At 50.4% G+C, this 25,437-nt stretch carries 26 protein-coding genes; 9 read left to right on the plus strand and 17 right to left on the minus strand.

Annotated elements, in window-relative coordinates; genetic code table 11:
• From P2H89_RS10665 to P2H89_RS10710, 10 genes are all read right to left on the minus strand, one after another.
• Nucleotides 1-3,351: a SusC/RagA family TonB-linked outer membrane protein gene (locus P2H89_RS10665; protein WP_275826719.1), complete on the minus strand. Its 3,351-nt coding sequence runs from the start codon at nucleotides 3,349-3,351 to the stop codon at nucleotides 1-3.
• A gap of 315 nt (nucleotides 3,352-3,666) precedes the next feature.
• Nucleotides 3,667-4,863 (minus strand): FecR family protein, encoded by a 1,197-nt coding sequence (locus tag P2H89_RS10670; protein ID WP_275826720.1) that lies wholly within the window; start codon nucleotides 4,861-4,863, stop codon nucleotides 3,667-3,669.
• Nucleotides 4,864-4,939: 76 nt separating this feature from the next.
• A complete protein-coding gene (locus tag P2H89_RS10675) occupies nucleotides 4,940-5,560 on the minus strand; it encodes an RNA polymerase sigma-70 factor (RefSeq protein ID WP_275826721.1) in 621 nt (206 codons plus the stop codon).
• A 150-nt stretch (nucleotides 5,561-5,710) separates the two neighbouring features.
• Nucleotides 5,711-6,808: a redox-regulated ATPase YchF gene (gene ychF / locus P2H89_RS10680; RefSeq protein WP_275826722.1), complete on the minus strand. Its 1,098-nt coding sequence runs from the start codon at nucleotides 6,806-6,808 to the stop codon at nucleotides 5,711-5,713.
• 229 nt (nucleotides 6,809-7,037) lie between these two features.
• On the minus strand, nucleotides 7,038-7,487 hold the full coding sequence (locus tag P2H89_RS10685; protein WP_275826723.1) for a tail fiber domain-containing protein: 450 nt from the start codon (nucleotides 7,485-7,487) through the stop codon (nucleotides 7,038-7,040).
• 89 nt (nucleotides 7,488-7,576) lie between these two features.
• Nucleotides 7,577-7,918 (minus strand): hypothetical protein, encoded by a 342-nt coding sequence (locus P2H89_RS10690; protein ID WP_275826724.1) that lies wholly within the window; start codon nucleotides 7,916-7,918, stop codon nucleotides 7,577-7,579.
• 231 nt (nucleotides 7,919-8,149) lie between these two features.
• Nucleotides 8,150-8,728: a peptide deformylase gene (gene def / locus P2H89_RS10695; protein ID WP_275826725.1), complete on the minus strand. Its 579-nt coding sequence runs from the start codon at nucleotides 8,726-8,728 to the stop codon at nucleotides 8,150-8,152.
• A 114-nt stretch (nucleotides 8,729-8,842) separates the two neighbouring features.
• Nucleotides 8,843-9,505 (minus strand): gluconate 2-dehydrogenase subunit 3 family protein, encoded by a 663-nt coding sequence (locus P2H89_RS10700; RefSeq protein WP_275826726.1) that lies wholly within the window; start codon nucleotides 9,503-9,505, stop codon nucleotides 8,843-8,845.
• Nucleotides 9,506-9,548: 43 nt separating this feature from the next.
• On the minus strand, nucleotides 9,549-11,297 hold the full coding sequence (locus P2H89_RS10705; protein WP_275826727.1) for a GMC family oxidoreductase: 1,749 nt from the start codon (nucleotides 11,295-11,297) through the stop codon (nucleotides 9,549-9,551).
• Between the two features lie 190 nt (nucleotides 11,298-11,487).
• On the minus strand, nucleotides 11,488-14,139 hold the full coding sequence (locus P2H89_RS10710; RefSeq protein WP_275826728.1) for an HAD-IC family P-type ATPase: 2,652 nt from the start codon (nucleotides 14,137-14,139) through the stop codon (nucleotides 11,488-11,490).
• Nucleotides 14,140-14,316: 177 nt separating this feature from the next.
• On the opposite strand from P2H89_RS10710, the gene P2H89_RS10715 reads away from it, so the two are divergent.
• The gene (locus tag P2H89_RS10715; RefSeq protein WP_275826729.1) at nucleotides 14,317-14,571 is read left to right on the plus strand and encodes a hypothetical protein; all 255 of its coding nucleotides are present in this window, start codon (nucleotides 14,317-14,319) and stop codon (nucleotides 14,569-14,571) included.
• A gap of 61 nt (nucleotides 14,572-14,632) precedes the next feature.
• On the opposite strand, the gene P2H89_RS10720 is transcribed toward P2H89_RS10715, so the two are convergent.
• The 3 genes from P2H89_RS10720 to P2H89_RS10730 all read right to left on the minus strand — a co-directional run bounded on the left by P2H89_RS10720 (nucleotide 14,633) and on the right by P2H89_RS10730 (nucleotide 16,223).
• Nucleotides 14,633-14,896 (minus strand): hypothetical protein, encoded by a 264-nt coding sequence (locus tag P2H89_RS10720; RefSeq protein WP_275826730.1) that lies wholly within the window; start codon nucleotides 14,894-14,896, stop codon nucleotides 14,633-14,635.
• A 55-nt stretch (nucleotides 14,897-14,951) separates the two neighbouring features.
• Nucleotides 14,952-15,980 (minus strand): S41 family peptidase, encoded by a 1,029-nt coding sequence (locus tag P2H89_RS10725; protein WP_275826731.1) that lies wholly within the window; start codon nucleotides 15,978-15,980, stop codon nucleotides 14,952-14,954.
• Nucleotides 15,981-16,061: 81 nt separating this feature from the next.
• Nucleotides 16,062-16,223, minus strand: coding sequence for a hypothetical protein (locus P2H89_RS10730; protein ID WP_275826732.1), 162 nt, complete (start codon nucleotides 16,221-16,223; stop codon nucleotides 16,062-16,064).
• A 134-nt stretch (nucleotides 16,224-16,357) separates the two neighbouring features.
• On the opposite strand from P2H89_RS10730, the gene P2H89_RS10735 reads away from it, so the two are divergent.
• The 5 genes from P2H89_RS10735 to P2H89_RS10755 all read left to right on the plus strand — a co-directional run bounded on the left by P2H89_RS10735 (nucleotide 16,358) and on the right by P2H89_RS10755 (nucleotide 19,976).
• On the plus strand, nucleotides 16,358-17,095 hold the full coding sequence (locus P2H89_RS10735) for an SRPBCC family protein (protein WP_275826733.1): 738 nt from the start codon (nucleotides 16,358-16,360) through the stop codon (nucleotides 17,093-17,095).
• 261 nt (nucleotides 17,096-17,356) lie between these two features.
• Complete coding sequence (locus P2H89_RS10740) at nucleotides 17,357-17,863, plus strand: GNAT family N-acetyltransferase (protein ID WP_275826734.1); 507 nt, start codon at nucleotides 17,357-17,359, stop codon at nucleotides 17,861-17,863.
• Between the two features lie 84 nt (nucleotides 17,864-17,947).
• Nucleotides 17,948-18,112: a hypothetical protein gene (locus P2H89_RS10745; protein ID WP_275826735.1), complete on the plus strand. Its 165-nt coding sequence runs from the start codon at nucleotides 17,948-17,950 to the stop codon at nucleotides 18,110-18,112.
• A gap of 161 nt (nucleotides 18,113-18,273) precedes the next feature.
• Entirely contained in the window at nucleotides 18,274-19,455 is a 1,182-nt protein-coding gene (locus P2H89_RS10750) for an acetyl-CoA C-acyltransferase (RefSeq protein ID WP_275826736.1), read from the plus strand.
• Nucleotides 19,452-19,976: a GNAT family N-acetyltransferase gene (locus P2H89_RS10755; RefSeq protein WP_275826737.1), complete on the plus strand. Its 525-nt coding sequence runs from the start codon at nucleotides 19,452-19,454 to the stop codon at nucleotides 19,974-19,976. The genes P2H89_RS10750 and P2H89_RS10755 overlap by 4 nt, the downstream gene beginning before the upstream one ends.
• 83 nt (nucleotides 19,977-20,059) lie before the next feature.
• Here the strand turns inward: P2H89_RS10755 and P2H89_RS10760 are convergent, their stop codons facing one another.
• Nucleotides 20,060-21,481, minus strand: coding sequence for a PA2928 family protein (locus P2H89_RS10760; RefSeq protein WP_275826738.1), 1,422 nt, complete (start codon nucleotides 21,479-21,481; stop codon nucleotides 20,060-20,062).
• Between the two features lie 263 nt (nucleotides 21,482-21,744).
• A complete protein-coding gene (ssb, locus tag P2H89_RS10765; protein ID WP_275826740.1) occupies nucleotides 21,745-22,128 on the minus strand; it encodes a single-stranded DNA-binding protein in 384 nt (127 codons plus the stop codon).
• A gap of 198 nt (nucleotides 22,129-22,326) precedes the next feature.
• Here ssb and P2H89_RS10770 point away from each other — a divergent pair, with 198 nt between their 5' ends.
• The gene (locus P2H89_RS10770) at nucleotides 22,327-22,710 is read left to right on the plus strand and encodes a hypothetical protein (RefSeq protein ID WP_275826741.1); all 384 of its coding nucleotides are present in this window, start codon (nucleotides 22,327-22,329) and stop codon (nucleotides 22,708-22,710) included.
• Between the two features lie 12 nt (nucleotides 22,711-22,722).
• On the opposite strand, the gene P2H89_RS10775 is transcribed toward P2H89_RS10770, so the two are convergent.
• Nucleotides 22,723-23,727, minus strand: coding sequence for an AraC family transcriptional regulator (locus tag P2H89_RS10775; protein ID WP_275826742.1), 1,005 nt, complete (start codon nucleotides 23,725-23,727; stop codon nucleotides 22,723-22,725).
• Between the two features lie 95 nt (nucleotides 23,728-23,822).
• Between P2H89_RS10775 and P2H89_RS10780 the strand changes: the two genes are divergently transcribed.
• Together P2H89_RS10780 and P2H89_RS10785 are read left to right on the plus strand one after the other, a co-directional pair.
• Complete coding sequence (locus tag P2H89_RS10780) at nucleotides 23,823-24,431, plus strand: hypothetical protein (protein WP_275826743.1); 609 nt, start codon at nucleotides 23,823-23,825, stop codon at nucleotides 24,429-24,431.
• Nucleotides 24,432-24,509: 78 nt separating this feature from the next.
• On the plus strand, nucleotides 24,510-25,268 hold the full coding sequence (locus P2H89_RS10785; protein WP_275826744.1) for a hypothetical protein: 759 nt from the start codon (nucleotides 24,510-24,512) through the stop codon (nucleotides 25,266-25,268).
• Here the strand turns inward: P2H89_RS10785 and P2H89_RS10790 are convergent.
• Nucleotides 25,238-25,429 (minus strand): hypothetical protein, encoded by a 192-nt coding sequence (locus tag P2H89_RS10790; protein ID WP_275826745.1) that lies wholly within the window; start codon nucleotides 25,427-25,429, stop codon nucleotides 25,238-25,240. The two genes, P2H89_RS10785 and P2H89_RS10790, sit on opposite strands and share 31 nt — an antisense overlap.
• Nucleotides 25,430-25,437: the final 8 nt, after the last annotated feature.

Here is a 25,437-nt window from a genome sequence, read left to right on the forward strand (position 1 = left end):
TTAGAAACTTGTTTGAATGGAGAAGGTGAATGCACGGGCAAAAGGATAGTCCAATCCTCTTTCAATTTCCATCGACGACCACCTGTACACATCGTTCATGGTAAAGGAAGCACGCAGGTTGCGCATGGCCAGCCTTTTGCAAAAGCTCTTGTTGAAATCGTACGAGCAGTAAATGGAGTTCAACTCAAGTACATTGTCGCGCTGTATAAAACGATCGCTCACATTGGTCGAGCCGGTGCTGGCGATGTTCTTGTACTTGGCGATATCGCCGGGTTGTTTCCATCTTTCTGTCAGCGCACGCCGGTCTACATTGTAACGGGGATCGGCATTCTCCACCCGGTCAACCAGGGTTTGGTTGTACTCTTTACCGCCGAATTTGGTATAGAACTGTACCTGCACCAGAAAGTTCTTCCAGGAAACAGTGCTGCCAAAGAAACCGTCGGCAATGGGTGTATTATCGGCCACGGCCACAATGTCTTTCACATCCCAGTCGTAGGTATAGGTGCCGTTCTTTTTCAGGAACAGCTCGCGGCCGTTTTCCGGATCGATGCCCAGCGAACGAACGGCATAAATGGTATTGAGCGATTCGCCTTCCACATAACGCACCAGCGGCGTGGAGCGGTAATCACCCGATTGAGCTTCATCCACCTTATCATTATATGCCTTCAGGGCATTGGAGATGCGCACGATCTTATTGGTGTTGCGCGCCATGTTGAGGCTCAGGTTCACAAACCAGTCTTTGGTCTTCAGCACCGTCGCTTTCATGTTCAGCTCAAAACCTTCATTGAGCATATCGCCCAGGTTATCCTTGTAAAAACCGAAACCGGTAGAAGGAGCCAGGGTGATATCCGATAACATATCGGTCGTGAGCTTTTGATAGTAGCGCGGAGAGATCATGATCCTGTCTTTGAACAGGCCCAGGTCGATACCGGCATCGATATTGCGCGTTTGCTGCCATTTAAGGTTGTTGTTGCCATAATTGGTAACGATGGCGCCGATACCAGTAGAGTACCAGTCGGAGTAATAATTGAACGTCGTTTTAGCCAGGTTCGATGCAAAGTTCACAGCACCGGTAATACCCGTGCTGGCACGCAGCTTCAGCATGCTGATCACATTGCTCCTGAAATTGGCTTCCTTGTGTACGTTCCAGCCAATACCGAGTGACCAGAAGGTGGCCACCTTGTTATCGGTACCGAACTTCGATGAACCATCGGTACGCAGCGAAGCATCGAGCAGATACTTATTCTTATAAGAATAGTTGGTGCTTAAGAAGGAGCCCAGCAGGCGCTCTTTGGAGGACGCACCACCCGGAGAGGCGCCTTCAGCATAGCCCAGCGCAAAACCTACATTGGTAAACCGGTCGTTGGGAAAGCCAATCGCCGTAAAGGAAGTGATACTTTGGTTAAGTGTTCTGATGTTAGCGCCCAGCGTGGTATTGAAGAAGTGGTCGCCGACCTGCTTGTTGAAAGCGAGGTTGATGTTTCCATCCAGCCATGTTTCATCCTGACCAGAGTAAGAGTAGTTGCCGCGCTCATTCATCTTATCGGCCGGCGTATAGTAGTAATAATTGGCGGATGGCGATGTAAACGCATCAAAATCATACTTACGTTTCGTGACGCTGATCAGGCCACGCAGGCGTAAGCCGTCTACAATAGTCCACTCGCCCGAAAACGCATCGATGAATTCGAGGTACTTGTTCTTGTTGAACGAATGCAGCGTACTGTTGTACATCGGGTTGAGCACAGGATCGGTCACGTATTGATCGGCGCCGGAACGGTGCGTATCGATGAGCCAGTTATCGAGCGACTGGAGGATATTGCCCAGTGAATCCGTTTTGGGATAATAAGGGTTCATCCGCACGTACTCACTAAAACCACCCCAGGGTGATTCGGTAGCGTTCATTTGCGTAACCGACAAGGTATTCTTGAAGAGGAACCGGGTGCTGGGATTATAAGCCAGGTCTACACCAATGCTGTAACGATCGCGGGAAGAACCTTTCATTACACCTGGCTGGGTCTGGTAACGCATGTCAAGACCATAGCGGATACCGTTGCCGCCACCTTCCAGGTAGATGGAGTGCTTTTGCGCCAGCGAAACACGCAGGGGCTGCGAGAGCCAATAGGTATTGACACCACCCACCACGTTTTTCTTCTTCGAATAGTAAAGCGCTTCCTGCATATCGGTGCTGCGGTTGCCCACAGAAGTATAGAGGCCGGCGAGCTTTTCGTACTCCAGCTTCTCGGCCGCATCGAGGAGGCGGTAATCGGTAAGGTCGGGAGCATTCACCGTGTAATCACTATTGTAAAACACCTGCAGTTTACCGGCCTTTGGTTGCTTGGTCGTGATCACCACTACACCATTGGCAGCGCGCGAGCCGTATACGGCCGTAGCTGCCGCGTCTTTCAGCAGGGTAATGCTTTGAATGCGGGAGTTATCGAGGTCATATACTTTTTGAATAGATACTTCATACCCATCGAGGATGAAGGTGGGCAGGTTTACATTGCTTTGCAGGTTGGCGCGGCTGAGGATATCGCCGGTACCGGTGGGCAAAGCCGTGCTGCCGCGCAGGTTGATATTGGGTAAACGATTGGGGTTGGAGCCGGCCAGGTTATTCTCCGCCACCCTGAAAGAGGGGTCGAAGGCCTGGATACTCTGCAGCACATTCACCGGGTTTACCTTGCGCAGTTCCTCGCCGGAAACCGTAACGGCATTACCCGTAAAGCTTTCTTTATTGATGAGTTGATAACCGGTCACCACCACATTGGCGAGCGGGTTTTTGGCTGCGCCCTGCTTCAGCTTTACCTGCAGTGGGTTGCTGTTGCGGATCACGAAGGTTTGTGCTTCATAACCAACATAGCTGATGGTTAGCACAGCGCCTTTTTTACCGGTTATGACGAAAGCACCTTTGCTGTTGGAAGCAACGCCGTTGTTGGTGCCGCGCACCATTACGCTGGCGCCTTCAATAGGGCGGGCCGTGCTGTCGTCGAGGATCGTACCGGTCACGGTGATCTCCGCAGGGATGGTATCGACGATCGGCGCTTCGGCCGGTGCATTCACCAGCCGCGGACTGATCACGATGGTCCGGTTAACAATTTTGTACGTGAGTGACTGGTCTTTAAAACACTTGTCCAGCACCTCTTTCATGTCTGCGTCTTTTACCGATACCGAAACGGGCGCTGCATTGTCGAGCAGGCGGGCATTGTAAAAGAACAGGTAACCCGTTTGCCGTTTGATGTCGGTAAACACTTTTTTAAGCGGTACATTTTCCCGGTTGATACTCACTTTCTGGGCGATACCGGACGCAGAAACCTGTAAACAGCCTACAAGCAGCAGCATAGCTGTCATTCTCATAACCAGGACGGTTTTGGGCTTTGCAAGCAGCGATTGGCGCACAGCTTTGCAAAGAATGATAAAAATCATACTTTTAGTCAGTTGGGTTAAACAATAAAGGTTCCATTAGCCTGAGAACTGGTTTCACCCATCATAGGCCGTCGACGTTGGCGCGTTGGCGGCTATTTTTATGGGCAAAACTTTTCGTACCAAGTGATCGGTACGTCAATTACATCGGTTTTGGTGCTTTCATCCAGGATAGCGGTTAGCTTGGTTATTGGTGCTGTTGCAGGATAAGGCTAATCGTTAGGCGGGAAAAACATGCAGCACGAAAGTTTAAGGCATGACCGTGACTTTGCGGCCTTCTACCTTAAAATGTACAGCACTTAGTTCCAGTATTTTAAACACTTCGTTGAGTGTGGAGTTTCGGGGGATCTCACCTTCGAACTTTTCTTTGGAAAGCGGTCCTTCATATACCACTTCCACATCGTACCAGCGGGCCAGCTGGCGCATGACGGTTTTTATATCAGCATTGTTGAAGTTGAAGAGGCCGTTCTTCCAGGCTACTACCTCATCGGTATCTACTTGTTGTACCTGAATATCGCCTCCGCGTTGGGGATCATTGGAGAAGATGGATTGCATACCGGGCCGAAGGATCACCGGCTGCCGGTTGGCCGCCTGGCCATTGGAGACTTTTACCTTTCCTTCGAGCAGGGTCGTCTTAACGATAGGGTCATCGGGATACGCGTTCACATTGAAATGGGTGCCCAGTACTTCCACCATACCCTGTTCCTGTTGCTGGGCATCGGTGGTATATACGCGGAAGGGCATCTGTGCATTTTTCGCCACTTCGAAATAGGCCTCACCGGTAAGCTGAACTTTACGCTCAGCTCCGGTGAAGACAGTAGGAAAGCGCAGTATGGATGCTGCATTCAGCCATGCATGGCTTCCATCGGGCAGGATGATCTCGTACTGACCTCCATTGGGTGTGCGGATAGTATTGAACAAAACAGGACCGTTTGCTTCCTGTAGCGACGCGTCTTTGTAGGCAAGTTGCCCGTTGCCGAGTTTGATGATGCGGGTACCACCTTGTTGTGCAAGGGTAGTGTTGCCGGCCGTATCGAGGATGATGGTGCGGCCATCGGCCAGGGTGAGGGTAGCTTTATTGCCACCGGGCAGGATGGGCGCTGCCATAGTATCGGCAGCCACCACTGTTGGCGTGGAAGCGGTTGGTCTATTCAGCATAAACCAGGCGCCTGCACCCAACACGAGTAATACCGAAGCAGCGATCTGCCAGCTACGTTTGCGGTAAAAGGGAATGAGTTTGGCAGGAGCCGTAGCATGAATGGCGGCCTGCAGTTTGCCCAGCATGCGGGTCTTTATTTCGTCGGGTTCTCCTTCATGAGCCACCGGCCACTCAACGGGTTGTTCGTTGGTGCTGTGGTACCATTGCGTCAATTCCGCTTCTTCTTCGGCAGTAGCCGAATTGCTGAGGTATTTCTCTAACAGTAATTGAAGCCTTTCGGGGGTCATGCAGTAGTTTTTGGTATACCTCACAGGAGGCGCTACTATTATGTACCCATGAAAAAGGAACTACCCTGAGTGTATGTTAAATTTTTTTTAAGAAAATATGGAAGCAGGCAGCAGCGAGGGAAAAGAAGCGATAGTTGCCCAGCAGGTGGCGGAGGGTTTTAAGGGCCTTGGTAAGGTGCGACTCAACCGTTTTGGTCGATAGGTTGAGGGTTTCGGCGATCTCTTTGGTCGAGAGCTGATGGTCCCTGCTGTATACGAATACAAGCCGGCATTGTTCGGGCAGGCCGGATACCAGACCATCCAGGTATTCTTTCAGGAACTTGGCAGCGAGCAGTTCTTCATCGAACTGAGTAACATCTGTGTCTGTAGAGGCAGTATGGCCCTGCAGCAGGTCTTTGCGGCGGTTTTCGCGGGCGAGTGTTTTGAAAACGGCAAACTTAACAGCGGTAGCGAGCCAGGCGGCGGGACGGTCGATCTCCATGGAGTGTCGGCGATTCCAGAGACTGAGTAATACATCCTGAACGATCTCTTCCGCGACCTCTTTATTGCGGGCATGATGAAAGCCGATGGCGAGGAGCTTGTCCCAATAACGATGGTAGATCTCAGCGAATGCTTCTTCATCATTATCGCGCAACAATCCTACCAGTTGTTCGTCGGAATAGCTACTATAGAGGGTCGTTCTCAAAGCGGTTGCCACGGCCTCAAGATAAGCTAAAAAAACGATTTTGCTGGCAACCGGGCACCCGTGCAGCCGCAACTCAGCCGAACGATCTTACAATTCAACACATAATGAGTGTTATTTCAACATTTTATCGTCGGCAGTTTGTTGACGTTTATCAATGACATCTTATACGTTGAATCGGAAGTGCATGATATCACCATCCTTTACGACGTATTCCTTTCCTTCAATACGCAGCTTGCCTACTTCGCGGGCAGCCGCTTCGGATCCCAACTGCACATAGTCATTATAACCGATCACCTCGGCTTTGATGAATCCTTTTTCGAAATCGGTGTGGATCACGCCTGCAGCCTGTGGCGCCTTCCAGCCCTGGTGAATGGTCCAGGCGCGTACTTCCTGTACACCTGCCGTAAAGTAAGTGAACAGGTTGAGCAATTTGTAGGCGCTGGTGATCAGGCGGTTCAAAGCGGGTTCCGTCATCTTGTATTCATCCATGAACAACTGACGATCGGCAGGATCTTCCATTTCGGCGATCTGTGCTTCGATATTGTTGTTCATCACGATGATCTCGGCGCCTTCTTCTTTGGCTGATTTCGCGAGCGCCTCGGAGTATTTGTTGCCGGTATGCATCGATGGTTCATCAACGTTGGCTACGTACAGCACAGGCTTCTCGGTGAGCAGGAACAGGTCGGCAATGGCCGCACGGTCTTCTTTCGACAGGTTCAGTCCGCGGATGCTTTTGCCTTGCTCCAAATGCGCCTTGCAACGCTGCAGCACTTCCAGTTCGGCCTTCATCTTGGGATCTACGCGAGCGGCTTTCTCCACACGTCCGATCTTGCGGTCCACGCTATCGAGGTCTTTCAGTTGCAGTTCGGTATCGATGATCTCTTTATCGCTCACAGGGTTGATAGCACCTTCGTCGCGCAATACGTTATCGTCCTCGAAACAACGCACCACGTGGATGATCGCATCCACTTCGCGGATATTTCCCAGGAACTGGTTGCCCAGTCCTTCGCCTTTACTGGCACCACGCACCAGGCCGGCAATGTCAACGATCTCTATCTGGGTAGGCACAATGCGGTTGGGGATTACCAGTTCGGCCAGTTTGCTCAAACGGAAATCCGGAACATCCACCAGGCCAACATTGGGCTCGATGGTGCAAAAGCGGTAATTGCTGGCCTGCGCCTTGGCGCTGTTGCTCACAGCATTGAACAGAGTTGATTTTCCTACGTTCGGCAATCCTACGATGCCTGCTTGTAAAGCCATAATAATTAATTTTCTATGTTCGGCTGCTACCTGCAACCTTCCTTTTAGGCGCGCAAAGATAAGCCGAAACCGGCAAATGACAGAAGCGAAATAAGGGATTGAGGGTCAATTCGATCCAGCTGGCAGGCACAGGCCGCCCCAAAAAAGAACAAGCCCCCAGGTACTGATGCAGCAGCACAAGGGGGACTTGTATCAAGCAGACCTTTCTGGTCTCGCCAACCGTCTGCTACTATTTTACTTGCGCCACAGGCTTTTTGAGTTCCTGCAGCTCCTTCTTCAATTGCTCAATTTCCTGCTGTTGCTGCTTGATAGAAGCAACCAACACCGGGATGAGGCTTTCCATATCCACTGTCTTGACAGTAGCAGTGCGGTATGTGTTTTTGCCAAACATATAAGTGCGGGTGGTATGTTTCACCAACTCGGGAAATACAGCTTCGATCTCCGCTACTGTAAATCCATAACGTTTGCCCTGCGGCAACCGCAGGTTCTTCGATTGCTGAGCATCATATTCAAACACCCCGGGCTCCAGCCTTTCCAGGTTCTCTACCGCATTTTCTATGGAAGCCACCTTTTTCTGTACCACACCATCTGTACTTTCCTGTGCGATGACCACCGTAGCAGCCATCAGGAATACAGCTATGAATAAAGTTTTTATACTATATCGACTATTAAAAGGCATTGTTTCATTATTTATATTGACAATACGGATTACAAGGTAGTGTAAGCACTACCAGACAAACTTTAATCAATGTTTCAAATGGAAACAGATTAAACAATAGTTACATCGGGTGGGGGAGTCGGCACCGGAATATCTACAGCCTTTATGAAGGCGATATTCCCCGGAATGGCATAATCGGAAACAAAAAACTCTTGTGCCGGATCTATATAAAAAGATGAATGAGCGGTGGGCAGGTATTCAGCTCGGGGGTCGCCCTGGTTCTCTTCGGAATTACGCTCAGATTTTGCATCTTCCTGTCCGGCCACAGTATCCTGCACCATATGAGCGGTGAGGTGGCCCGACAGCATCATTACATCCGGTACAATACCATTGAACAGGAATGCAATGATCAAAAAACAGCCAATGATATATTTTGTCCAACTACTCTTCATTACCAAGACCTTAATACTATCTATGCCTGACCTTTAATTCTGCGGTGCAAATGTACGACCCATCACGAATTTTTTGAAATGCATTTGCGATTATTAACATACGAATAAGAGAAATTCTATAGCAAATCAACCATATAGAAGTTGTCAATGCAACCACTAAGCCCACGCAGATGATATTTATCAACCTATCTTCCTCCTTGTTGTTCGCTACTGCATCCCCCCCCATAATATTTATGCATACCGCATCGGATACTTCGGCTTCACCTTACCAGCTTTGATCTGCTGCAATTTGCCCTTCATCAACGTTCGCTTCAAAGGTTTGAGGTAATCCAGGTATAAAATACCCTCGGTATGATCGTACTCGTGCTGGATCATCCTCGCCGTAGAACCCGTAAAATGTTTTGTTTGCGGTTGAAACTGCCGGTTCAGGTATTCGATGGTAACAGCCCAGCTGCGCTCAACCGGACCATCCACTGAAGGAATGCTCAGGCAGCCTTCCGCATCCGTCCAGGAGGCCGAAGAGCGATCGGTGATGCGGGCATTGATAAAAGTTTCCCGGATCCCTTCGTGGGTATCGAAGTATTTCTTCCGGTCGCGAACATCCATCTTCTCAAAGGTCTGGGCGCTGTCTACGATAAACAAACGCAGCGCACGGTCTACCTGTGGAGCGGCCAGGCCGCAACCGCTGGCCACGTACATCGTTTGCCACATATTATCGATGAGCGACTGTAACGCCGGCGAATCAGCCTCTACGGCCGCGCAGGGCTGCCGCAGTATTTCATTGCCATAGGCGACAATTGGTAAGATCATGCTTATCGGGTTTTTCAGGTAAGAGGCGCCCCTTAAAATACAAAGATCCCGGCAACTGCGCAAAGGCGCAGGGCCGGGATCCCTTAGTATTTTGTTAAAGAAGCAGCTAACCTATCAGGTATAGCTGGCGCATTCTTTGATCTCCTTCTCGGTATAAGACAAACCGTATTGCTTCAATACCTCATCAGGCACTCCATTCCACTTGTTGGGGGTGTTGCCTTTGTAGCCGATGTCTTTTACACCGATCTCCGATGTATAGAAACCAGTTACGGTCAGGTTGCGGATCAGGTTGAAGAAGGCTACGCCCTGGGCCATTTCGGGCTTTGCCTTGGCAGGCCAGGCGATCTCATCCACCATTTCCATTTGCTGCTGTGGCGTGCAGTCTTTGAACGCTTTTTCATAGCGACGCAGGCACTGCAGGTCGAGCCAGCGCAAACCACCACGCATAGGCACCTGGTGTTCGGGCATATCCTTTACGATAAACTCGATCCATTCGGGCACCTTGGCTTCGGAAGCACTGCCGCTCACTTCATCTTTCGGGATAATGATATCGCCGAGGAGGGTAATGGTCGTCAGCTCTGCAGGTGTAAAGAATGTTTCGGCAGTCACCTTTTTGTAGTGCGCTTCTTCTTCCTTCATACGGTCGATCGAAGACGCAGGCTGCGCAGCTGCCTTGTCGTCTGCCGCTTTCTTGTCGGCATCGCTACAGGCTTCCAGCAATACACCGGCACCCAGGGTGCCTAAGGCTAACGCTTTGAGGGATTTTCTTCTGTCCATAGTTGTCTGTTTATATGGATGATCCGGATAGTTGTGTTGGGAATTAGAGATTCTGTTTCTTCATTTCATCGATGATGTACTCACTGGCTCTCATCGAGAGGGCGAGGATGGTCCAGGTAATATTCTTATCGGCTTGCGATACGAACTGACCTCCATCCACGCAGAACAGGTTTTCGCAATCATGTGCCTGGCTCCATTTGTTGAGGGCAGCGTGTTTGGCATCGTTGCCCATACGAACGGTACCGGCTTCATGAATGATCTTACCCGGTGTATCGATACCATAGTTGTTCTCTTTGGTACCATCGTCGCCCCAGGTAATGATCGCACCCATATTGTGCATGATCTCCCGGAAGGTCTCCTTCATGTGCTTTACCTGGTTGATCTCATGCTCGGACCACTTCACGTTGAACTTCAACACAGGGATACCATATTTATCAACCACATTGGGATCGATGGAGCAATAGTTGCTGGCGAGCGAAAGCGCTTCACCACGGCCGGCCATACCTACGCTGGCGCCATAGAAGAAACGAACATCCTCTTTCAGCGATTTACCATAACCACCCGCTTCTTTCTTCTGACCATTCACGGCAAACTTACCGTTCATGCCTTCGGTACCCCAGCCAACGCCATAAGCAGGCTGGCCCATACCACCCCAATATTCGATGTGGTATCCACGGGGGAAGTCGAGTTTCTTGTTATCGCCCCACCAGGGAGTATATACGTGCATACCGCCAACGCCATCTTCATTGTAGCGCTTGCGTCCAAAAAGCTGGGGCAATACACCACCCATGGCGGTACCAGTAGAGTCATGTAAATATTTACCAACCACGTCACTGCTGTTGGCCAGGCCATTCGGGTGACGGGGAGATTTCGAGTTCAGCAGCAAACGAGCGCTTTCGCAGGCACTGGCAGCGAGGATCACCACGCGGCCATTCACCTGGTATTCCATCAGGTCGTCCTTGTTTACATAAGATACGCCGGTAGCTTTACCGTCTTTATTGGTCAGTACTTCGCGCGCCATGGCATTCACCACCAGGTCAACATTGCCGGTAGCGATGGCAGGCTTGATCAATACGGAAGAAGAAGAGAAGTCGGCATATGCATAAGAACAGGCACGGCCACACTGTGCGCAGAACATACACTCGCCGCGGTCCTTGTTACCCGGCAGGGCCTTGGTGAGGATCGACAGGCGGGAGGGGATCACGGGAACACCGGAAGCAATACCCGCTTTCTTGATCATCATTTCGTGCAGGCGCGGCTTGGGAGGCGGCAGAAAGATACCATCAGGATCATTTTCCAGGCCTTCGTTCGTGCCAAACACGCCGATCAGTTTATCAACGCGGTCATAGAAAGGTTTTACATCTTCATAACCAATGGGCCAGTCTTCACCCAGGCCATCGATGCTTCTGCGTTTAAAGTCTTTGGGACCGAAACGAAGGGAGATACGTCCCCAGTGATTCGTACGGCCACCCAGCATACGGGCACGCCACCAATCCCATTGGGTACCGCTTTCCTTAGTATAAGGTTCACCATCGATTTCCCAACCCCAATAACAAGCATCAAAATCGCCAAAGGGACGGTACTTTGTGCTCGCACCACGACGGGGCGACTCCCAGGGATTCTTAAATTGGGTAATGTTCGTCTTGGGGTCATACATAGGCCCAGCCTCGACCAGACATACTTTCAATCCCGCATTGGCCAGGATGTAAGCAGCCATACCGCCGCCGGCACCAGAACCTACGATCACCGCATCATACTGCTTTGCACTTTTTTTAATTTGCAGATCGCCCATATGGCAAGTTTAATATTTAAGGTAAAAAAGGTGGCGTAAATGTAAAGGTTTCAGCCATTTTATGAAAACCTCCCGCCAGATTTTTGCAATTGGAAGAGCTTTATTAACTTTCTATTCCAATTTCTCAATCACGGGCTGAAGATAGTGATCTAAAACCATTTAGCAAAGAGCAGACTTCTGCTCATTAATACTATTTTAACCTGCTCCGGTAGTATTTAAACCCTTCCATCACCAACACTATACTTACTGCCAGCGCCAGCAGGATCAGCCATTCATTCAACCGCACCGGTTCAAGCTGCAAGGTAGAATTTAGACCCGGAATATAAGCTGCCAGAATATGTACCCCCTGGGCCAGCAATACCCCCACTACGATCAGTTTATTATGAGAGAAAGGGATCCTGAAGAGCGAACGCGTCTCGGAACGGCAGTTCAGCACATGAAAATTTTGCAGCAGCACCATCAACATCATCACATCCGTCCGGGCATGTTTTGCTTCCATACCCATGAACTCGATAAGATAATACCAGGTTCCAAAGGCGATCAGGGTCATGGCAGCTGCCGAAATAAAAACTTCCTGCACCATCAGCGGGTCAAAAATGCTTTCGCCAGGCCTGCGCGGAGGCTGTTTCATCACGGCCAGATCGCCTTTTTCAAACGCCAGCGCGATCTCCTGGATGCCATTGGTCACCAGGTTCAGCCACAACAATTGCACAGCTAAAAAGGGAAGGGGAAGTCCCACCACCAGCGGAATGGCCACCAATAAGATCTCAGCAACCCCGGTCGAAATAAGCAGGTAGATGATCTTGCGCAGATTATCATACGTGAAACGCCCTTCTTCAACGCCCGCCGCAATAGAGGCAAAGTTGTTATCCGTTACTATGATCGACGCTGTTTCTTTGGTAAGATCGGTACCGCTGCCCATGGCAATACCGATATGTGCGGCTTTAAGGGCAGGTGCATCGTTGGCCCCATCACCAGTTACCGCAATAAAATGTCCCTGCCGCTTCATGCTCTCTACAATGGCTTTCTTTTGCAGCGGGGTTACGCGCGCAAATACGCGGGTATCTTTTATACGGCCGTCGATCGGTGAGCCATCGCCGGCTGTTGTGTTGCCCAGGTCTTTGCCGGTAACGACCTGTTGCTTTTCGGTGGCAATGCCGAGCTCTTTGGCAATGAACAGGGCCGTGGCGGGATGATCGCCCGTCACCATCACCACCGAAATACCGGCGTCTTTACATTCCTGCACGGCCTGGATGGCTTCTGGCCGCAGGGGGTCGATCAAACCAGCCATACCCACCCAGTCCAGTTCGGGTAAATGAGCGAGGTCTGTGCCGGCTACAACGCCCATAGCAAACGTCAATACCCGGTAGCCATCAGTGGCCAGTTGCTCAGACACCTCATGCGCCCGCTGGCGGTCGCTTTCAGAGATCTTTTTCGCCACTACTTCCAACGCACCTTTCATGGCAAAGCGCAGCTCCTCACCTTGCCGGAAGAAAACACCCGAGAACTTATTTTCCGACTCGTAGGGAACCACCTGCACGATCTCCGCTTCTTTCCGGAAATCCGCTGGCGGTCGCCCGCTCTTATAAGCCAACGCCAGCAAGGCCACATCCATCGCATCGCCATTGTGTTCCCAACGACCGCCTTCCTGTATCAATTCACCTTCGTTCGAGAATACAGCCGCCTGTAGAAAAGCGTGAAGCGGTGCGGGAATTTCGCCAATATCCTTACCATCCCCATCTTGTATCTTGCCATCACCATCATAACCTTCACCCGTAACGGCGAAAGTAGCACCATCGGGCAATACTACCAGCTTTACCGATTGCTGGTCCATCGTGAGCGTGCCTGTTTTGTCGGAAGCGATCATCGTACAGCTTCCCAAACCTTCCACAGCCGGCAATCGCCGCACGATCACATGACGCCTGGCCATGCGCCGGGTGCCGATAGAGAGGCCAACGGTAAGGGCCACCGGCAAACCTTCCGGGATGGCCGAAACGCCTACGGCGATCATCAGGAAGAAGATCTCCATCACCGGCATACCCCGGTACCAACCGATAAGCCCCAGCAGGGCACAGGCCACCAACACCGCAATGCTGATCTTCTTCGAGAACTTGTCCATGCGTTGAATCAGCGGCGGCTTTTCAGCCTTGCCTTCGGCCAGCGAACCTGCAATATGGCCGATCTCCGTTTCATTGCCGGTGGCAACTACATAACCCCATCCCCGCCCTTTAACGACCGTGGTAGCGGTGAAAGCCATGTTGGTTTGATCGCCCAGGGAAAGATCTGTATCGGTCAGCACACCCGTTGTTTTGGATACTGCCTGCGATTCACCCGTCAGCAAGGCTTCTTCAATGTGCAGGTCCCGCGCTTCTACCAGGCGCAGATCGGCAGGAACTTTCACACCCGATTCGAGTAATACTATATCGCCTGGTACCAGTTCGGATGCATCCAATTCCACCACATGTCCGTCTCTTTTAACGCGGGCCTTGATGGTCACCAGGCTTTGGAGTGCTGCTGCACTGTTTTCTGCCTGCCATTCCTGCCAGGTACCCAACAAAGAATTGATAATGATAATAGCGCCTATGAAGATCGCATCACTGGTTTCGCGGGCGATAACGGACAAGATGGCGGCGCCGATCAGTACGTATATGAGTGGACTCAAAAACTGTGAAAAGAAAATGATCCATATACTTTTAGCCTTGGGTGGAGGCAACACATTACGACCATACTGTTGTTGCCGGGCAGCCACATCGGCAGTATTCAATCCGTTGGCTGTTACGGAGAAAGTCGAGGCTATGGCTTCTTTAGGTTGATTGTACCAGTCTGTGGAAATGTTGTTCATATTCACGAATTGCTGCTTACAATAAATTCAATACCTGTTTGTTGCAAAAGCGCCTGTTTTAACGCTACTGATAGTCCGGCCGTTCTGCATGGTAATTTTCTGCATACCAACACAATTTCTCTTTTAAACCCTCGTTAAATAAATGTTAGGTCATTTGAAAAAACGCATTCAATCCCTATGAACCCCAATATCCAAAACGACCAGGATTACCTGGCAGAGAAGTTTAAGCTGATGGAAAACCATACGATCCATGCCAGCAAGATCGCGATATTGAAAATACAGAGCTGGAAATTTGCTTTGAAGACGCCGGAAGTAGGCACCCGCTATCAGCAGGCTGCCGAAGAAATGGTAAGAGAATCATTGCTTCGATTTATACCGAACGAACACGTACTTAGTGAAGAAGGTTTCTTCTTCGCTGCGCTAGACAACTAAAGTTTGCTTGCCTGCTTTATCAAAGACAAAGGTGATACCTTGTGAAGGGGGTGTCACCTTTCTATTTTTGGGTAGCGCGCTCCATGCTTCGCCCTACGAAGTATCCTGCCACCACACCTGCTATAACACCTACCGTTAGCCACAACAGATCGGGCCCTGCCGAAACATAAGCTACAAATAATCCCAGCACGCCCAGAAAGATCATCATGATACGCACCGCCTTGCCCGGCGCTTGCTGGCGGGTACCAGCCGCAGTGGAATGATGTTGCGCATGGTGATGCGCGTGTTGATGGCCGTGCTTGTGACGGTGCCTGCTTTGCGCCATATGCTAAATTTTCTAAAAGTTACGAATAAATGGCCGATCGGGAACAGGGCGTTCCTTACTGTATTTGCAGCCACATAATGGCATGCGCTTTTACCAGGTCCTCGTCCTTGTACACCGGGTCCTGGCGAACGATATCGTGGGGAACGATCTTACCCTCACAGATAGTGCCATGACGATCGGCCTCCTGGCAGATGCTCATGACGAGGGTAGACCCATCAAATAGATCATACGTAGTGTTGCCGGTAGTGAGGCCCGCAGTGGGTTCTCCCATCAACCTTACCTGTGGCATACCACGGAAGGCCAGTGCAAGGATCTCTCCCGAGCTGGAGGTTTTGGGGCCGGTAAGCACGATGATCTGCTGGCGCTGATCGTCGTGCAGCGTGATAGGATTGGTGACCTGGCACATGAAACTGCCGCCAAGCTTCGCCGCTCCATCTTCGTATTTGAAGGCTGTAGCCTTACCCTTGCGCACAAAATAACCGCAGGTGGCATCTCCCAGCAGAGGGCCCATACCAGCCACCATGGGCCAGCAATTGCCGCCATTGTTCCTGCGCAGGTCAACGATCCACCGGGTGGCGCCACGGGCGGCCAGGTCGCCAATGAGCGATTGCAGGCTATCGGCAATGCGGGCGCAGATGGCTTTATCGGTGGTGCTGATGCGTGGAACTTCAATGTAGCCGATATTCCCGTCTTCCAAACTGGCCGAAAGCGGGCCCATCAGTTCGTGCAACGCAGGAGCACGTTGCAAACGGGCCGTATCGTTTTGATAAAGGGCGGCATGGCGGGCGGGCATTACGAAACTATGGGCTCCCTGTACCTGTTGCAGGCATTGATTGATGACCACATGGGCATCGCGTGCCGAAGTAGCGTCGGATAGTTGTCCACGGGCATTGGCAATGAGCGAATCCCACGAAATATCTTTTTTAAATGGGTTGCGTTGAATATAGGTAAGCGCCTGTTCGAAGAGGTGCACGGCACTGTCCTGCCCCGAAAGCAGGCTGGTGGTCAAAGCGGCGGCGGTTTTGCCCGATTGGCCAAATCCAACTGTTGAAACCAATAAGAGGAAGATCAAAAGGCGCTGCATAAGTAAAAATAGGATGATCTAAAGCCCCGCACAAGCAAAACCCCTTACAGGATGCACGAAAACGGAAATTCCATAAATGAATCAGTGTTTTATTCCTTTCTTCTTCATTTCTTCCGCCAGTTTGGCCGGGATCGGCCTGCAGGAGCAATGTTGCTGGTGTTCGAGGTGCCATTTTACCCGCTGTTCAAAACCGGCATTTTTCGGCATGGGATGTTTTTCGTGCCAGGCTTTGTTCATTTTCATGCAGATAAATGTAACATAAATAGGGCGTTTCCCGAAACCGGCAAACTGTTGCCCATATTCCACACAAAACACCAGGTGCAGGGAGTAAGTCGGCAGGGCAGGATTTTGGTAATCAATTATCAAAAAAACGGACTATGCAAGAATATGATGCTATGGAAAGCTGGATGGATGATCCGGTTTTGCCCAATATAAAAACGAATAATGTGATCAATGTGAGCTGGCCCGAGCGTTTGCTTTCTGCAACGACGGGCGTGGCCCTGATCGGTTCGGGCGTGCGGAATTTCACGAAACACCCGGTGCGCAGTTTTATGCAGAGTATGATTGGTGGATTCCTGTTGTACCGGGGCGCCTCCGGCAGTTGCCCGGCCTATGCGGCGATGGGAAAAACCAGGAACGTACACCGTACGCCGGCCATCAATGTGCGGGAAACGATTGTGGTCCGCAAACCGCGTCATGAGGTATATCGTTTCTGGCGTAACCTGGAAAACCTGCCGTCCTTTATGCATCACCTGGCCAGGGTGCGGGAAGTAGATCCGGTGCATTCACGCTGGGAAGCGATCGTACCGGCCAATCTGGGCCGTGTGCGGTGGAATGCCGAGATCGTGAAAGATGAATATGGCGTGTTGATCGGCTGGCAGTCGATCGCCGGTTCGGCCATTGAGAATGCCGGAAAGGTAGAATTCAGGGATGCAGATGACGGAACGGAAGTGCGGGTAACGATCACGTACCGGCCACCGGCAGGAGATATCGGCGTTGTGCTGGCGAAGCTGCTCAACCCGGCCTTTGCACGTATTGTGGAGAAGGATATCCGTCAGTTCAAGGCATATATTGAAGGAATAACACCCGCCGAATTTGAGACGGCAGCACGATAGTTTTTTACGATCAGTACCCTACCAACAAGAGCCGGTTGCCCTATGCGACCGGCTTTCACTTTGTAAGGACAAGTTTACGCAACGCAAAACACAACTTAGGCGGACAAAGCTACTCAGCGCAAAACACTCCACTATCCAGCAGAGAAACAAGCAATTTTTCCAGCCATATTCTTGTTCACAGCCGAAGTCGGCAAACAGCAAGAAGCGGGTGGGTGGCGACAGGCTGCTGTTTTATCTTTGCAGGAATATAAATCCATCCGCATGTCTTCACTTACCTTGAATGATATCACTATCCGCACCACGCTGCAGCCCGGCGACATTGGTTATGTTGTTTACCTGCACGGGCACCTGTACAGCAGAGAATATAACTATGGACTTTCGTTCGAAACATATGTAGCAGAGGGATTGGTGGAGTTTTACCGGCAATACGATGCAACGCGTGATCGTGTGTGGATCGCCGAACACAATGATAAGATGATTGGCTTTTTGTTGCTGATGCATCGTGGAGAAGCTGCCCAGTTACGTTATTATGTGCTGGACCCGGCCTGCCGGGGTATCGGCCTGGGCAAAAAACTGATGGGATTGTTTATGGAGTTTCTGCAAGAGGCTGGTTACACATCGGCTTACCTGTGGACGACCAACGAGCTCCCCGCTGCAGCTTCGCTGTACAAAAAGAACGGTTTTGTATTGGTGGAGGAACGGCCAGCCACAGCACGGTTCGAAAAGAATGTAACCGAGCAAAAGTATGAGTGGAGGAGAGAGGCTTAACGCGACTTTCTGCAACGCACTGTATCGTCTTAGAAATCCAAGGTCATGCATCCTTCGTTTATTGCTGTACCAAATTTTCAAACTATGCCATCAAAAAACAAGATCAAAGAGAAGAAGATTGGTAATGCCATAATTTCGGATAAGGTTAGGGACTACGGGAACGATCCTTACTTTGTAAAGAAGACCAGGGAATCGAAAGAATTCCTCAAAAAGCACGGCTTCCCCAAAGAACTTCTTGAAAAGCGCTAAAACGAATTGTCTTAATTCATAGACCCACATAGTCCCCTATGTGGGTTATTTTATGGCTTTCCACCTCCAAAAGCGCCATCGCTTCCAAGTAAAACTAACAATCGTTATCTTTACCGGATTGAAATCTATTCCTTACTCAAAATCCATTAAAGATCAGCTATATGAACAAACGTGAGGTTTACATCATCTCTGCCGTCCGCACCCCGCTCGGAAGTTTCGGAGGATCCCTTAAAGAATTCAGTGCCACCCAATTAGGCGCTATCGCCATCAAAGGAGCCGTAGCAAAAGCCGGCATTAAGCCCGAACAGGTCCAGGATGTATTAATGGGATGCGTTATCCAGGCCAACCTCGGACAAGCGCCCGCCCGCCAGGCCGCCAAATTTGCCGGCCTCCCCAATGAAGTGAACTGCACCACCGTCAATAAAGTTTGCGCCAGCGGCATGAAAGCCATCGCGCAAGCTGCCCAAAGCATTGCCCTGGGTGATGCCGATATCGTCGTAGCCGGCGGTATGGAAAGCATGAGCAATGTGCCCTTTTATGTAGACCAGCTGCGCTGGGGCAATAAATACGGCAACACGGCACTCGTAGACGGACTGGCTAAAGACGGTCTCACCGATGTATACGATGGCAAAGCGATGGGTAACGCGGCAGAACTTTGCGCCAAAGAATGTGGCATCAGCCGGGAAGACCAGGACGCATTCGCCGTTGAAAGCTATAAGCGCAGTCAGGCCGCCTGGGCTGCCGGTAAGTTCAACGACGAGATCGTACCCGTTTCGATTCCCCAACGCAAGGGCGATCCCATTCAGTTTGCCAAAGACGAAGAACCGTTCAATGTAAAGTTTGATAAGATACCCGAGCTGAAACCTGCCTTCCAGAAAGACGGAACGGTAACAGCCGCCAATGCCTCTACCATGAACGATGGCGCCGCAGCACTCGTACTCATGAGCAAAGCGAAGGCCGATGAACTTGGTTTGAAGCCCATCGCGAAAGTGATCTCTTATGCAGATGCAGAACAAGCGCCTGAATGGTTCACCACCACGCCAGCCATTGCATTGCCCAAAGCCGTTGCCAAGGCCGGCTTATCACTCGATCAAATCGACTACTTCGAACTGAATGAGGCATTCTCCGTGGTGGGCATCGAAAATACGCGCCGCATGAAACTCGATCCCACGAAAGTGAATGTACACGGCGGCGCGGTGAGTATCGGCCACCCCCTGGGCGCCAGCGGTGCGCGCATCATCGTTACGCTCATCAACATACTCAAACAAAACAACGCCAAATACGGAGCCGCAGGCATCTGTAATGGCGGAGGAGGAGCCAGCGCCATGGTGATCAGTCTATGAGTACCGTCACCATCCGGCTGGCAGATGTTTCCGAAGCAGGGCTGATTGCTGACCTCAGCAGGCAGACCTTCTACGACACCTTTGCCGAATACAATACCCCGGAGAATATGGACAAGTTCATGCAGGAGCAGTTCTCCAGAGAAAAGCTCATGGCCGAACTATATGATCCTAACAGTATATTCTTATTGGCATGGGTGGATGGCGAACCAGCGGGCTACGCCCGGCTGCGGGAAGCCTCCAATCCAACAGAACTGGGCGATCTTGCTTCGATCGAGATCGCCCGGATCTATGCCCATAGTAAGGTCATCGGAAGGGGAGTAGGCAGTGCTTTAATGGAACATTGCATCGATGTGGCCCGCAGAATGAACAAAGCCCTGATCTGGCTCGGCGTTTGGGAGCACAACGGTCGAGCCATCGCCTTCTACGAGAAATGGGGTTTCACAAAATTCGGTGAACATATATTCGCACTTGGCGATGATCCACAGACGGATTGGTTGATGAAGAAAGAACTGCTACCATGATCGCACAACTTTAGTAGCTGGCCTACTGACGATGCGAATGCAGCTACAACAATCATAGCTTCCGGCGTGCCGCAAAAAGGCACCTATTTACCTTGCTCAAAATAATCGTACGTATTCACCTTACCAGTCGCCAGGTCGATACACAACAACAGGTTAGCCTGTGTGCCCGACAGTTCCGGGTTGTTCATACCTACCACAAACAGTTGCCTGCCCGTATACAACCAGTCGATAAAGGAACCAAGCTGCGTTTCCACCGTCCATTGCACTTTACCATCTGTCCCCAGACGGGATAACCTGATCTTACCATCCTGCCCAATCTTGTCTTTATAGACCACTAACAATCCATCGGGGTTAGTGAGCCTGATCGGTATGGCCGTGTACTTATCCAGCAAAAAGCCACCATCGAGAAAGAAATCACCGGCGCCAGTCAACGCAGCATTCTCCTTTTCAAACACCAGGTCGCCATTGCGTCCCGGCGTCCACGATCCTACATAGAATTGCCGGCGAGCCGTTTCTTGATATACTGCCTGCCAGCTAACCCGGTTATACAGTTTACCAATCTCTTCCTTCGACAACATGCCAAACCACCTGCCTGCCAGCGTATCCTGGTTCGATTTCGTTTGACCGTATGATGGATTCAGCCTCGACAGCCATTCAATCGCAGAGTGACGCTGCCGCATATTAGATTCGCGCGTTCGCAGAGCTGCTTCCAGGTTCTGTAAACTATCCCGCTCCTGGTATAGCACCTTTTGACGCGCAGTAAAATCTTCCCGCACGCGGCTATACTGCTTTTGAGTGATCTTCCCCTGTGCCAATAATTTGCCGGGGTATTCGTTACGAAACATCGAATCCTGCTTAGCCCGGTTGATCGCCTGTAGCTTTTCGATCGCGGCTTGCTCTTCATCGAGTGGGTCCTTCTCAGGATCATACTCACTGGCAGTGATGGCTAAGGTGGAGGTATTCAATTTCCATTTGGTACCGTCGCTTGCCGTAAAATAGACCTGCCTGTCATCCGGATTAAACATATAAAACCTGCGTTCTGCCGGAAATAAGCCCTTCAGCGAAGGATGCTTGTCTTCCAGAAGAGCAATATCAGCCTTCTTCTCCAGGGTGAACGGATCGAAAGCCATGAGCTCACCCACAAAGACCCAGGCCAACTCATTCGAACCACCCAACATTTCTACCGGGTGATACTTGATATCGCTATGGTCTTTGATCTCTTTATCCTGAATCCGTGCACCGCTAACGGCATCGTTCTGCTGAACCAGGTAGCGGGCGCTTATTGATTTGCTGACGAAGCCACCACGGCGCGAGTAATTGGTCGTTTTGTCATATTCCACCAGGCTAAACAGCACAGCCTTGCCTTCCTTTTCAAAATACAATACCGGAGCAAGTGCAAAACGTTCGTCGTATTGCGAAAGGCAGCTTCGCAGTAACATGATAAAACCCACGACCAGCAATCCGATGAACAGGAAACCGCCGACAAAGGCACTTTTGATCCGCATGGATAAAATTTGTACTAAAGTAAGGGGCTATCCTATTTCAAACAAACCCGATCTATCGAAACGCCCTTCCTCAACGGTCCAAACGTGGCCAATTTCAAACAAAGCAAAGCACGCCAACCGATACGCTGTTACCCGGAGCGCCGGCGGCGTACTTTGCTACATCATCAACGTACGGATCAAAACGAGCCAGAAACTATGAAATAAGTGGGGCGCCACTACCTGGGGAGTCCTCTGATCATACGCAACGGGGCGCCCCACCAATCCTATTCAAGAACCGACTCTTCCTCCACCGGTTCGTCGGCATCATTGGTCACGGCACGGCCCAATAACAGCACCTCATTCACCAGCACTTCAGTGGCGTATCGCTTGATGCCATCCTTATCGACATAAGTCCTGTTCACCAGTTTGCCTTCCACCGCAATCTCTTTTCCTTTGCTCAGGTATTTCTCTGCCAACTCCGCCACCTTGCCCCAGCCCACCAGGTGGTGCCACTGCGTTTCCGTCACCTTTTCACCCTGCAGGTTGCGATAGGTTTCATTGGTGGCCAAAGAAAAGCGCGCCCATTTTCTACCCTTTTCAGTAAGCCTTACATCAGGTGCATTACCCAGGTGACCGATCAGCTGAACTTTGTTCTTAAGTGCGTACATAATTGACATGTTTTATAGATGAAAGATTGTATTTCAGGAGCCGGACCATCATCGCCGCAGCTCCATCACAAAATTGCACCTAGCAGCAATCCGTAGTCGGTTAATAGTCGTTTATAGTCGGATGTAAGTGTTTGTAAACGTTTGTAAGCGCTTACAAACGGATAATCCAATATCCATTCAGCGATTAAACCATTAAGAATGAATCAGGAAAGCAGGAACTGCCTCGCTTGTGGAAAAAACATCAAAGGAAGGATCGATAAGAAGTTTTGCGATGACTATTGCCGCAATCAATACAACAACCAGTTGAATAGCGATACCGTCAACTACGTACGCAACGTCAACAATATCCTTCGCCGCAACCGGCGCATCCTCGAAGCCACCATGGAAGGCGTGGAAAAAGCAACCGTTCGCTCCAAATCAGAACTCGCCAAAAAAGGTTACCGCTTCGATTACTTCACCAGCCTCTTTACCAATAAAGACAAAGAAACCTACTACTACTGTTACGAATATGGAATAAGGGAAGTAGAGCACGACAAGTGCATCATTGTGCGAAAGACACAAAAGCTGGCGGCAGCAAAGTAATTAACAGGCCGCTCAGGATAGCTGCCCTTTGCGCACCTCCCGGGGAGTGGCAGCGGTCCAGGACTTAAAAGCCTTCCGGAAGGCTGTCGGGTCAGAATAACCCAGTATCTCGGAAATATCGGAGAGCTTAATGGCCGGATTTTTCATTAGGTGAAGCGCGATATCTTTCCGCACTTCTCCGGCAATGTCGCGAAACCCCGTCTTTTCCTGCAACAATTTACGTTGCAATAAACGGGGAGTAATGTGTAAAGCGGCGGCAGCTTCCTCGATGGTGGGAATTCGGCCTTTAAACTGCATAAATAATAATTGCTTAAGGTTCTCGGCCATGCTCTGCGTTTCCTGCAAGGCAACTTTCTCGGCAACGATAGCATTGAAAATTCCGAACATCGATTGGTCGCTGGTCAAAAGCGGACTCGATATGTCTTCTTTGGAAAGGATAATACTGTTGGATTCCTTGTTGAACACCACGTCGCAACCCAGCACCCGTCGGTATTCTTCCACATCGCGCTTCGCACTGGTCAATTCAACCCGGATCGGAACGATCTTTTTGCCCGATAAAGTATTGATCGTATTGATGACGGCAGCAATCAGAAATTCATTGGCATGCCGCGCAGGTTCGGGATGCTTCAACACCCACATTTTGTTCTGGTCGATCTCTAATACAGCAACATCCTTGACCAGGTACCTGTATTGAACCATCGGCGAAGCCAGGCGGCCATAGCGCTGCAGCAATTCAAGCCCCTGATCGATATCCTTACTGCTTTGAATGAGAAACCCAACCATGCCATGCAATAGCTTGGGTACACCGGCACCAATATGGAGGCCTATCAAAGGATCACCCGATAGTTTCAGCAGCGGCACCCAGATCAAGGCAGCTTTTTCCCATTCCACCATATTTTCCGAATCATTCACGTCCGCCGGGTCGATGCCCGACATCTCACAGAGTGTATCGAAGGCTGTTCCCAGCGAGGTCGCCGTTTGAAATACCGTTCGAATAGCTGTAGCCTGTAATCCCATTGGCGTAAAATATATCATTTTAGGCAGAAACTATCCCTTTTCCCAACGCAAAAAGGGGAGTGCTTTGCATAGTCAATTTTACAAACAAAACAACCATGAAAGATATATTCCTGAACAGATGGGTATCCGGCAATTTAACCGCCTACATTGTTGGCCTCGGCCTTTTTCACCCGCTGATTGCCCACGGATTTACCGGCAACCACGACAAGTTATTAACGATGCCGCAATTGATCATGCACACGTTCTCCCTGGTATTATTCGTACTCCTCATAATACGCTCGCAAATCGGCATGTATCAACTGGTTGGCGATCCGGTCAACTTTAAGTGGTGGCCCTTGCTGCTGATCAGTCCGCTCGCCTTCTGGCTCGGTTATTATACCTTATACATTCCCTTCGATATCCTGTTCCTGTTTCTCTCAATCGGAGTCATCACGGCCAGGCAGTTTCGCGACTATGTAAAATTCCCAACAAAGTGGATACGGCAGTGCATCGCCATCCATTTCCTGGCGGCATTAACCGGCATTATCGCCGGCCTTGGTGCGTACCTCCTGTTTTATAAGGGAATGCCGGATCTGATCCGCGATATCGCCACCTGGCTCACCATTAGCATACCGTCTTCCCTTGTCATCGCGTATCTCCTCAAACGATGCCTCAAAGAACAGATCCTGATGCCCGCCGAACAGCTTATTCTCCTGGAAGATTAGCCAATCAATTCAAGCCTGAATGTTACCCATCAACGCCCAATCAACGATTAATAAAGCACTAAAAATTATCGTACGGCCATGAATAATAAAATCTATTGCCTGGGGCTCCCTTTCGCAGCAGCCCTTATCATCGTAGCCTGTACCAAAAAGGACAACGACGACAGTATGCCCGGAGGTTCGACCAGGGGTATCGTTAGCGGACAGATCACCGACGCCAGCAACAAACCTTTGAACGATGTACGTGTCACTATAGAACATACCCTATGGCATAATAGCTACCTGTTTGCCCATAGCGACCTGGAAGGGAAATACCAGGTTACCATTCCCGACGATCCCGCAGGCGATTGGACCGCCAAAGCGCAACTATCCAAAACAGCCTATGGCCAGGTCTATAAGTTTGATCTTATGCCGGCCACAACAAATGCCTTCAGGAAAGCCGACGGTGCAGTGCGCAATTTTAAATGGGTACTTAGCGGTAATCGCCCGGGAAATACTGGTTATTATGGCGCCCACGTAGATCTCTACCAACTGGGCATCGATATCGATATAACAAAAGTTAAGCTGTCCTTTACGCCTTATCCTGGTGAAGCATATTTGGTAGATGGTACGCAGGCAGCTCCCTTAGAAAGAGCCGTTGAAGTAGTGGCCGGCTCTTATATGGTAAAAGATATACCGATAGGTAAGTACAAGATCAAAGCCTCCTATGCGGGCAAAAAACTGCTGCTCAACAACCGGCACGAGGACGACGCCAATGAAGAGGTCAAGACCGTGATCTTTGGAAAATATGGCTACCTCGGCGAAACCGACTACAATATCGAGTTTTTCCTTACTGAATAGAATTCTTCCGGCATCCACAACAAGCGCTCTACCGGCAACAATACATCCCGGTCCGGCAGCTTGCGCGTACACCTGACAGGTGAATCGGCATCCCGGCCCGCCGCCGGCACCAGGCATAGTAGCCCGGTTGCCAAAGCAGCTGATACAAATAGCTTTTTCATGGCTAAAC

The sequence above is a fragment of the Paraflavitalea sp. CAU 1676 genome (assembly GCF_029223285.1).
Lineage (GTDB): Bacteria > Bacteroidota > Bacteroidia > Chitinophagales > Chitinophagaceae > Paraflavitalea.